The sequence below is a fragment of the Micromonospora sp. NPDC003241 genome (assembly GCF_053589795.1).
Map to the genome: position 1 here is coordinate 1 of NZ_JBSFSO010000094.1, position 2,834 is coordinate 2,834.

General features: G+C 55.2%; 2 rRNA genes. Both read right to left on the reverse strand.

The annotated features are described in order from the left end of the window. Positions 1 to 2,371, reverse strand: a 23S ribosomal RNA gene (locus ACWDVW_RS32520); the annotation flags it as partial. A 322-nt stretch (positions 2,372 to 2,693) separates the two neighbouring features. Next, a 16S ribosomal RNA gene (locus tag ACWDVW_RS32525) occupies positions 2,694 to 2,834 on the reverse strand; the annotation flags it as partial.

Genomic DNA, 2,834 nt, shown 5'->3' on the forward strand with positions numbered 1-2,834 from the left:
CCACCAACACTGGCGTGCTAGTTTCACAGTCTCCCACCTATCCTACACAAACCGTACCGAACACCAATACCAAGCTATAGTGAAGGTCCCGGGGTCTTTTCGTCCTGCCGCGCGTAACGAGCATCTTTACTCGTAATGCAATTTCGCCGAGTCTGTGGTTGAGACAGCAGAGAAGTCGTTACGCCATTCGTGCAGGTCGGAACTTACCCGACAAGGAATTTCGCTACCTTAGGATGGTTATAGTTACCACCGCCGTTTACCGGGGCTTAAATTCTCAGCTTCGCGCCGAAGCGCTAACCGGTCCTCTTAACCTTCCGGCACCGGGCAGGCGTCAGTCCGTATACATCGTCTTACGACTTCGCACGGACCTGTGTTTTTAGTAAACAGTCGCTTCTCTCTGGTCTCTGCGACCCCACCCAGCTCCGAGTGCAAGACTCATCACCAGGCGTGGTCCCCCTTCTCCCGAAGTTACGGGGGCATTTTGCCGAGTTCCTTAACCACAGTTCTCTCGATCGCCTTAGTATTCTCTACCTGACCACCTGTGTCGGTTTGGGGTACGGGCCGTGTACCAACTCACTAGAGGCTTTTCTCGGCAGCATAGGATCACTGAATTCACCACAACGGCTACGCATCACCTCTCAGGCCATATGAACGGCGGATTTGCCTACCGTTCGCCCTACAGGCTTACACCAGGTATTCCATCACCTGGCCCAGCTACCTTCCTGCGTCACCCCATCGCTTACCTACTACAGCCAGGGTCGTATGCAGCAATCCTCCCTCTCACCCGAAGGCTCGATAAGAAAACATTTGGATACTTAGCACAACTGATTCGATATTTGGCGCGGATACACGGGTACGGGAATATCAACCCGTTGTCCATCGACTACGCCTGTCGGCCTCGCCTTAGGTCCCGACTCACCCTGGGCGGATTAACCTGGCCCAGGAACCCTTGGTCATTCGGCGGACGAGTTTCTCACTCGTCTTTCGCTACTCATGCCTGCATTCTCACTCCCGTAGCCTCCACCACTAGTTCACACTGTGGCTTCCACGGCTACAGGACGCTCCCCTACCCATCCAGACGACTGGCCCGAAGGCGATCTAATGTCTGAATGCCGCGGCTTCGGCGGTGTACTTGAGCCCCGCTACATTGTCGGCGCAGGATCACTTGACCAGTGAGCTATTACGCACTCTTTCAAGGGTGGCTGCTTCTAAGCCAACCTCCTGGTTGTCTAAGCGACCCCACATCCTTTTCCACTTAGTACACGCTTAGGGGCCTTAGCCGGCGATCTGGGCTGTTTCCCTCTCGACTACGAAGCTTATCCCCCGCAGTCTCACTGCCACGCTCTCACACACCGGCATTCGGAGTTTGGCTGACTTCGGTAAGCTTGTGGGCCCCCTAGGCCATCCAGTAGCTCTACCTCCGGCGTGAAACACGTGACGCTGCACCTAAATGCATTTCGGGGAGAACCAGCTATCACGGAGTTTGATTGGCCTTTCACCCCTACCCACAGCTCATCCCCTCAGTTTTCAACCTAAGTGGGTTCGGGCCTCCACGACGTCTTACCGTCGCTTCACCCTGGCCATGGGTAGATCACTCCGCTTCGGGTCCATAATGTGCGACTCTGGGCGCCCTATTCGGACTCGCTTTCGCTACGGCTACCCCACACGGGTTAACCTCGCCACACACCGATGACTCGCAGGCTCATTCTTCAAAAGGCACGCCATCACCCCACCACGAAGGAAGGCTCTGACGGATTGTAAGCGCACGGTTTCAGGTACTATTTCACTCCCCTCCCGGGGTACTTTTCACCTTTCCCTCACGGTACTAGTCCGCTATCGGTCACCAGGGAGTATTCAGGCTTACCGGGTGGTCCCGGCAGATTCACAGCAGATTTCACGGGCCCGCTGCTACTCGGGTATCACTCACGAGAGCCAACATGTTTTCGTCTACCGGACTATCACCGTCTATGGCAGGCCGTTCCAGACCACTTCGACTAACACATTGGTTTCTTACTCTCGCTTGATCCGGCAGAATCAAGAAGAATGACCCCACAACACCCCAAACGCAACCCCTGCCGGGTATCACACGCTTGAGGTTTAGCCTCATCCGCTTTCGCTCGCCACTACTCACGGAATCACTGTTGTTTTCTCTTCCTGTGGGTACTGAGATGTTTCACTTCCCCACGTTCCCTCCACGCACCCTATATATTCAGATGCGGGTAACACGACATCACTCGTGCTGGGTTTCCCCATTCGGAAATCCTCGGATCTCAGCTCGGTTGACAGCTCCCCGAGGCTTATCGCAGCCTCCTACGTCCTTCATCGGCTCCTGGTGCCAAGGCATCCACCGTACGCTCTTAAACACTTACTAACAAAGATGCTCGCGTCCACTGTGCAGTTCTCAAACAACACACAAGACTCGTTCTCGGCTCAGCACCAGCCCGACCCAATCGCCGGCGGTATGACTGAAGAACCAGTCTCGTCGTTCTTGCCTGGAAAGAAACACTCGCGTGTTCTTTCAGGACCCAATAGTGTGTCGGTATATCACCGCGACCAGCTGCTTTGAACTGATCTAGTGCGATGAGGTAGTCAGTGTTCCACCCATGAGCACCGCCGGACTACATGTGAGTCCGAAACGGCTCTGGCACAGTCACTCTCGACTCTTCGAGGCGACATATGCAGATGCTCCTTAGAAAGGAGGTGATCCAGCCGCACCTTCCGGTACGGCTACCTTGTTACGACTTCGTCCCAATCGCCGATCCCACCTTCGACGGCTCCCTCCACAAGGGTTAGGCCACCGGCTTCGGGTGTTACCGACTTTCATGACGTGACGG